We start from the raw sequence: 7,723 nt of genomic DNA on the forward strand, positions 1-7,723 counted from the left end.
GCCGTGTCATCGTTGTCAGCCGTGTCATCGGCATCGTCGGTCTCACGTCCGTCACCGCCGACTTCACCTCCGTTTCCCGCTCCGTCACCGGTGTCATCTCTGTCATTGGCGTCATGAGCAGCGTCAGTACCACGAGCAGTATCCGTGTCATCGGCGGCGTTTGTGCCACCCTCGTCATTGTCGGTGTCATTTGCGTCGGCGCTGTCGCCGGCAGGCGCGTCCTCTTTTGGTGCGGCGGCCTCGGTCCCGCCCCCTCCGTCATCGGCACTCTTGGGTGCGGTCTCCTCGCCGGTCTCGGTGGCCGAGTCGAGATCGGGAAATGGAGGCAGGCCGTCAAATGAGGTTCTCGCCTTCAGGTCGTCGAAAGAAAATCGGTCTCCAATGGAAGTCGCCATACTGAATGGGGAGTTCTGTGAAAAGAAGTTGAACTGGCCGGGCAAATCCGCCCTCTGGCGGCGCTTGCCCGCCGTCTACAACCAAGATCGGGGTTGCTGAGGACTTTTTTGTTTAGCGTCCCCTCGCTGCCGGGTGAACACGCCGGCCGGTGAAAGCACCGGTCAACAATCCTCGCCCACGTCCACAAGAAAGAGCGGGAATGCCCCGGGGCCGTGGGGCTCAACTAGGGGACGCTACACGGACGCCACATCTCCGTCTGGGCACCGTCTGCACCCGGTGCGGAGGCCTACGTGGAAAGCCGAGTTGGGACGCGAACGGGCCGTCTTGGTCCCTGAGCCGTTGTGCCCCCGCGCCTCACTCCCTGTGCTTGTAGCGCGCGTTGGCACGGCCGGAGGGGGAAGAGTCGTAGAGAAAATATCGTCGCCTCTCCTCCACCATTGTCATGGCCGGGGCCGGATGCGTCGCGGATTGCCCCGGCGCTCCGGCCTCCGCGCCGGACACTCTCTCTCGCTGGAGTTCTCCCTCCTCGGAGTTCTCCTCATTGGAGTTCTCTCTCACTGGATTTTTCCCAACGACCCGTTTGCCACATGAACACGCTAGGCGAAAACGACGACTCCTCCAACACTGGCTCCTCCGACACCGACCCCTCCACCCATGGCGCCCCGAACACCGACTCCTCGAACACCGACTCCTCCGGCAAAAGCGCTCCGGGCAAGGGCGAAAAACCGGGCGAGGGCCAGCCCCCAGCCGGCCCAGACGGTCCTCCCCCGGCTGAGAAATCTCCCGAGTCCGAGAAACCCCTGACCGCCGAGGAGTGGGCCCGGCTCCGCGCTCCGTTCTCCTGGAACGCCTACATTGTCGACCACCGGGCGATCGGCCACGCGCCCAGACACCTCGGCGGCCGGGCGGAGGGGGACGACCGGCACCCGGCCGTCGTCGACCTGCGGCTCCGCCCGGAGGCGATTCGCGATCGGCTCGACCGGGTCCTCGGCCCAGAGCGCTGGTCCTACCGCCTAGAGGTCGGCCCGCAGGCCGGCGGCCACTACTCGCTGCTCTGCCACCTGCAGGTCGGACCTGCCCGCCGCACTGGCCCTGGAGCCGGCTCGACGATGAGGACGGCCCGGCGGATTGCGCTGGCCGGCGCGGCGCTGGCCTTCGGAATCGGGGCCTCCGGGCGGAGCGCCGGGCCGATAGAAGCTGAGATAGAACTCCGGAACGAGGTGCCCGATCGGGTGCTAGAGGCCCTCGAGCAAGAGACGGAGCCCTCCCGGTGGACCCCCGACGAGGCGTAGGAGGCGAGCCGCCCCGGCGAAGGCGTGCCCTACGTTGGGGCCTGCCCTGAGTCGGCGAAGGGCTTCGGTGGGGACTCCTGGCCGACAGGCCACTTAGCACAGGGGGGGAGTTCCCCCGTGAGGGAGAGCCGCTCCGCAAAGGCCCCGCCCGGGCCCGAGAGGGAGGTCCGGCAGGAGGGACCCAGCCGAAAGGCCGGTGGTTCTTTTTTTGCCTGCCGCGTCGCCTGCCCTCGCCGCCGCGTTGCCGGGCAGTCTATGGGGCCGGGCAACCCCTTGCCGAGCTGAGTTGTCTCGGTGCCGCTAGACAGAATTGAAGTCGGCCCCGCGCCGGGACTTTTGTGCCGGTTGTCAGGGTCTTGCCCGCTTGCGGAAAATCTATAAATCTAGTAGACTTTTCGGGCTATAGGGCCGTATATGGCCCCAGTGGTGAAAAGTGTTGCACCACCAAGATTGTCGTTTTCGGCTGTGGTTCTGTTTCGGTCAGAGTGCCCTCTGCAGCCTCACCGGCCGCGTCCATTGGTTATCCGCCGGTTGTCTCCAGCGGTGCCCTCGAGCAGCTGTCGAGGGTCCTGCTGGCTCCTGAGGCCTCCCGCGGGGCCTTGATATTTTGGTAGCATGTCAACACTGTGAGACGGTCCCGTGATCAGATTGGGACCGAATCGGGGAACCATCCGGCCCACCGCTTCGAGTCGTGGCGGTAGATCTGGTGCCACTGAAGCAAGTTCTCAGCTCCGGATCGAGTCCACTGTCCCCCGTTCTCGAACCGGCGATTGAGCTCGCGTATCTCCCGCTCGACAGGGGCGGTTGTCTCGACCGTAAAGCTAGCAGATGGCGACGGATCCGATCGGGAATACACCCCGACCTGTGGGGCGGCTCGCTCGACGTGACCAGCCGCTTGGGGAGCCTCTTGTCGGCGGACTGCTGCCCATCGGGTGAGCACTGTTCGTGCCGCGACGGGATTGGCGTAGTCCGTGTAGACAAGCTCACGCACCTCGCCGGTGAGCTGTTGGTTTCGATCCCCGCTCACGTCGTCGTTGTAAAGCAGATATCGCACCGAGCGAGGCAGGTGCCACCGGCAGCGCCCACACCGATCGGCAACGTCGGAGACGTCCATCTGCCCGTCGGTCACGAGCGTCGAAACGGAGACCTTGCTCAGCGCCTCGCGCAGCCGCGTCTCCGAGCCAGCTCGCCCGGCGACCGGCTGCCGCTTCAAGGCCGGGCGGCCGCCGGGCCCTCCAGCCTTGTCGGGCTCGACCACGTGAGCGATCGAGAGGCTGTGCTGGGCGTCTTCCTCGCGAGCAGGAATGCGCGTAGCATCGGCCACGCAGGTCTTCTCAGGGGCCCTGACCGCCTCTGCATCGGCGTCGAGCGGCACTTGCTCTTCAGAGTCCTCCTCAGTGGCCTCCAGCGGACCCTCGTTGACGATTCGCCAAAGGGTGCGCTCCGATGGAGACTCCATGAAGCTGTCGCTTGAGGCTTCCGCGCCCCGCCGGTAGCTGGTCTCCAACGTGGCCTCGATCGGGCGCCGAAGGGCCTCTTGTCCGTAACGGCCTCGCTTGGGAGCTCCCGCCGAATAGGGCACGTACGAGCGACCGCACTGCCGGCACTCCAGATATGGACGCTCGACCTTGACGGCCCCAAGGCGAGGAACCTCCACAGTCCTCGGGCGAGTGCCCTTGCGGTAGGCCGCTCCGGATCCGCATCGCGGACACTCCGCCTCGCAGCCCTCTCCGAAGCGGTTGCCCGCCGCTCCCCGAGGGCCAAGCTCCCTGCGCAGGCGGTCGGTGAGCTTCGCCTTAGCGACCTTGCCTACAAGCATTCGGGCTAATTCCACGAGCTGGTCAGCCAGATCGTACACGTTGGCCGGCGCCTCGCTTGAGATCTGCATCCGAACATCGAAGCAGTCGTGGTGTAGTGTAATCTGCGGCATCGTCGTCAGCGTGTCGGTCTGTGATTGGTGTCACTCCCGACAGGAAGCGGCGATGCCGCGTTTTGTTTGCGGCACTCCACGTCCTGTCTGAAAGAGGGGCTTCTCACAGGACCGACATGCTACCGATATTTTGAGCCTGTAGCCGTGGGGCTGTAGCCCCGAGTCTGTAACCTAAAGCCTGCAGCCTTCCGCGTCCCTGCCTCGCCGGGACGCGCCGTCTCGCCGAGGCCGTTGGTTCTCCATGGGTTTCCCCGCCGGTTCTGACCTGAAGGAGTTCTGCTCTAAGGGACCGCTGCTCCAGCTAGAACGGAGTGTCGCAGGTTGGCCGTTCCTGCTGGAGGACGTAGGCCCTCCTTGTAGGACCTAGCCGTGCGAACGCGGTATCCAGAGCACCGATTGCTCGGCTCACGGACGGATTCCTTACAGCATGTCCTGTTGCATGCCGCTTCGTCCCGTAGGACGACCCGCACTGTCATCTCAGCGTGCAGCTCTGTGTAGAAGAAAAACGTCTGAGCTTGAAATTTCTCAGCTCACAGTGAACATCGACGTACCAGCCGTCGGGGCTCGGGACACATTGATCCGTCCTGAATCTTCCCACGGGCAGAGACAACGAAGCCTCCATGGGTCCGCCGGTACATACCGAAAGGAGACGGAAGGGAACGCCCTCTGGGTATTCCAACTGTCCACGACAGGGTTGTACAGGAAGCGTTGCGGATGGTCCTAGAACCGATATATGAGGAGGACTTTTCCGATGACCCGTTTGGATTTCGCCTCAACCGTAGTACGCATGACGCGATCACGTCGGTATACCAACGGTTGTCGCCTGCACAACCTAGCTAACCCGGTGTTCGGGTTTTCGGCATGAGGAAACAGACTGGAGGGGCCCGAATCTCTGGATTATCCCAGTAAACTCCAGAGAATCAGGCCTTTACTCCAGTCATGAGCTTCGGTCGCTTCATCGTCGAGGTGTTCTGTCTCACCGATGAGATGCTTACCGACTTCAAACGGCAGCTCAGGGAAGAAGGACGCCCTCTCCGTGCCCGAGGCCACGATCCAACAGTCGACGACAGCGTCGTCCTCACCTGCGATCCTGTAGGAGAGTTTCTCCAGAAAAACACCGATTCGGCGATATTCACCTACTTTCGGCGGCACCATGAGGATCTCTTTCCCGATCTACAGAAAATCCACCGGAGCGCCTCCCATTCGCCAATCGGCGAACCTGTGGGCGGTAAAGGCTATGCTTCACAGGCGGCTTCTCCGGCGTCTCTGGCGAAGCCCCCGCGCCTGGGTAGATCCGCGCCTCTCGGCCGTAGACAGTTTCCCAATGCCGGTCTGCCGGTTTATTCGGGCCTCGCAATGCAGGGTCTTTCAGGCGGAAGCCGCCTATGGATTCGACGAGACCACCAAACAAACGAAGCAAAAGATTTCGAGGACACGTCGAAGTCGCTTGGCCAGGTGTGATTACAAGTGTTTCAGTAGCCCCCGTGGGCGAGCATGACGCGACTGTCGCGCCAGAGGTGCTCGAAGGCGGCCCCGAGCGGGGCCTCCTGCGGTCCTTGGAGACAAAAACTACTGGAACCCTGGACGCCAATCTTGACGACGCGATCCGATTGGAAGCCCCTTCTCGGAAGTCCAACAGTTCAGGATGGCCTCCCCTGCCTGAAGGGCGTCGCCGACGAGTCGAAACAGCGATCAGCCAGCTTTGTCACCGTTACGGAGCCAAGCAGGTGTATGCGAGGGATCGATGGCATCTGACGAACCGATGGATGCGGAAAATCTGCAGCCACACGATCGGTGTCATGCTCTGTCAGCGGGAAGGCCTCTCGTCCCTCAGCTTCAGCAACCTGATTGAGGACTAAAAACTTGCACACCGGGTTAGCTAGTGGTACAGGTCGGCAGAGACGCGGAACGAGGTTTGTCTCAGATTCCGTACTGCCCGAACCGGATCAATGAGGCCCTTTTGGGCGACCGCTCCGAGGATACTGACCGTTCCAGTAACCTTGCGGCCGTGCGTTCTTGCAACGGTGCGTCCGGCTCGCTCATCGATAAGACAAAGAAAGACCTGCTTCTCCTGTACTGACAACCGGGTAGCCTCGCGCTCACCCGGGTCAAGAACCTGCAGATCTCCTCGCTTTTCTTTACCGGAGGCAGAGCCCCTCGTCTGGTCAATCCGGGAGGACGGCATCGACCTGCTGGAGCTCCTTTCCAAGAACGCTTCCCCTGAGCCTACCTGCTCCTCGTTGGGCGATCGGAGCCGATGAGCTGGAATAACACCTCAGAGCCATCGGGCAGGCCGGATCCTGAAGACACGACCCAGGCACTCCGAGAAAAGGTGTGGGATCTCTTCTTCACGCCTGTCCAAAGCCGCGATCAATTCACTGAAATCGAGATCGCGCGCCAGCAGAACTCGCTTTCCGGCTTGGGCGCATTTCAGACAAAAAGAAGCGATCCCCCCAACCAATCTGCTCACCCCTCTCCTCCCGTGCCGCCACGCTCTTCACGCCCTACCGCGCGCCGAAGCCGCTCAGGATCGTCTTGACCGTCAGGTAGGTGATGAGCAGATCCAGCGTGACCGACTGGTGCTTGACGTAGTACAGGTCGTGCTCCAGCTTGCGCCGTGTTTCCTCCTCGTCGGCCGCGTAGCCCTGGAGCACCTGCGCCCAACCGGTAATGCCCGGGCGAACGAGGTGGCGGTACTCGTAGAGAGTCATGTCGTCGGTAAACTCTTGGGCGAGCCCCACCTGCTCGGGCCGCGGGCCGATCAGGCTCATCTCCCCTTTCAGCACGTTCCAGAACTGGGGCAGCTCGTCGATGCGGAATTTACGAATGAACCGGCCCACTGTCGTGACCCGGTCGTCGTCTTCCTCCGCAAACACGCTGCCGTCCTCCCCGGGATTGCCCACCTGCATGCTGCGGAACTTGGCCATCTGGAAGGGGTCTCCGTCCCGGCCAATGCGCTCCTGCCAGAACAAAACCGGGCCCTTCGACTCCAGCCGAATGGCACAGGCAGTCAGGCCTACAATCGGAAGCGTAATCGGGAGGCTCAGACCGATGAGCAGCAGATCCATCGCCCGCCGGACGTACGGGTAGTACCGGCGCTTCCGGACGTCGACGCTTTCCTTGCACGAGGCGCCGAGGAGGACGCGGGCCGTGAGCAGCTCGTAGATGTAGCCCGCGTGGTAGGTGGGCACCCCCTTCATGCTGTGATCCGCCCAAAACGCCTCGTAGTCGGAAAGCGATTCGTGAAGGTCGGCGACGATGCCGTCGAGGGCCCCGCGGGACCAGCCGGTTTCTTTCTCTGCAGACACGCCGGGGATTGCGAGCAAGCGGTCCGTCACGCCGCCCGGGAGGACCAGCAGGCGAGACTTTCGGTATCGGTGGAGGAATTTATCGGCCAGGTACCAGCCCACGGATCCCACGGTGGCAAAGAGCGCCAGGGTGTTGATGGGCGAGCCGGGCATGGCGGCAAAGAGTCCGCCCGCCGGCACCAGTGTGACGCTTACGCTCACGAGCGCCGCCTCGAACTGATTGAGAAACGGGTACCGCTCAAACTTCGAACTGAGCACCCAGGCCCCTACGTAGGCCGCGGCGAGGAGCGCCATCACCGGCCAGGCCTGCTGGAAGAGCCCGGCGGAAAACTCGCCTTCGAGCCAGAAGACGATCGCCCCGACGATGACGGGAAGGGCCGCCGCGTGCAGGAGCTTAGACCAGATCTTCCGGGTCCGAATGATTTTGCCCGGAGGAAGCGCCGCGGAGAGGCAGATCGGATCGGACGGGGAGGACGCCTCCGCTGGCGGCTCCTCGAATTCGGGCACCTCGGAGGTCTTCTTCCAAGCCGTCGGTGACGAAATGATTTCCATAGGTAGGATGCCGCTTGACGAGCGGAGCGGAGAACGGAAGAGATGGATGTCCCAGACGGGCGTCAAGATGAACATTGTCCGCTAGAAGCGCAACTTCGCCGGAGCGACCCTGACTTCCGACATAGAGCCGTTGATCTGATCTGGCAGGGTTCTCTCCGAGGCAAACGTTGCGGACAAAAAATCTTCCTTAATTTCCACGCACTCGGTCCCAAACCCTCGTCTTTCAGACGAGCCGCTTTAGCTAT

Annotated in this window: 6 protein-coding genes and 1 pseudogene; 3 read left to right on the forward strand and 4 right to left on the reverse strand. The window is 62.7% G+C overall.

The genetic code is table 11. From position 1 onward, the window contains the following. A pseudogene (locus ABEL04_RS13465) lies at positions 1 to 395 on the reverse strand (hypothetical protein); the annotation flags it as partial. A 588-nt stretch (positions 396 to 983) separates the two neighbouring features. Here ABEL04_RS13465 and ABEL04_RS13470 point away from each other — a divergent pair. Continuing rightward, a complete protein-coding gene (locus ABEL04_RS13470) occupies positions 984 to 1,688 on the forward strand; it encodes a hypothetical protein (protein WP_375802912.1) in 705 nt (234 codons plus the stop codon). Positions 1,689 to 2,331: 643 nt separating this feature from the next. Here the strand turns inward: ABEL04_RS13470 and ABEL04_RS13475 are convergent. Continuing rightward, positions 2,332 to 3,618, reverse strand: coding sequence for a YgiT-type zinc finger protein (locus ABEL04_RS13475; protein WP_375802913.1), 1,287 nt, complete (start codon positions 3,616 to 3,618; stop codon positions 2,332 to 2,334). A 636-nt stretch (positions 3,619 to 4,254) separates the two neighbouring features. Here ABEL04_RS13475 and ABEL04_RS13480 point away from each other — a divergent pair. Then, complete coding sequence (locus ABEL04_RS13480) at positions 4,255 to 4,458, forward strand: reverse transcriptase domain-containing protein (protein ID WP_375802917.1); 204 nt, start codon at positions 4,255 to 4,257, stop codon at positions 4,456 to 4,458. 99 nt (positions 4,459 to 4,557) lie between these two features. Next, positions 4,558 to 5,079 (forward strand): hypothetical protein, encoded by a 522-nt coding sequence (locus tag ABEL04_RS13485; protein ID WP_375802914.1) that lies wholly within the window; start codon positions 4,558 to 4,560, stop codon positions 5,077 to 5,079. A 418-nt stretch (positions 5,080 to 5,497) separates the two neighbouring features. Here the strand turns inward: ABEL04_RS13485 and ABEL04_RS13490 are convergent, their stop codons facing one another. Both ABEL04_RS13490 and ABEL04_RS13495 read right to left on the reverse strand, forming a co-directional pair. Continuing rightward, positions 5,498 to 5,803, reverse strand: a complete 306-nt coding sequence (locus ABEL04_RS13490; RefSeq protein WP_375802915.1) for a DUF3368 domain-containing protein — start codon at positions 5,801 to 5,803, stop codon at positions 5,498 to 5,500. Between the two features lie 319 nt (positions 5,804 to 6,122). Continuing rightward, entirely contained in the window at positions 6,123 to 7,478 is a 1,356-nt protein-coding gene (locus ABEL04_RS13495; protein ID WP_375802916.1) for a sugar transferase, read from the reverse strand. Between the last annotated feature and the right edge of the window lie 245 nt (positions 7,479 to 7,723).

Origin of the sequence: Salinibacter sp. (assembly GCF_042218895.1) — a bacterium.
Lineage (GTDB): Bacteria > Bacteroidota > Rhodothermia > Rhodothermales > Salinibacteraceae > Salinibacter.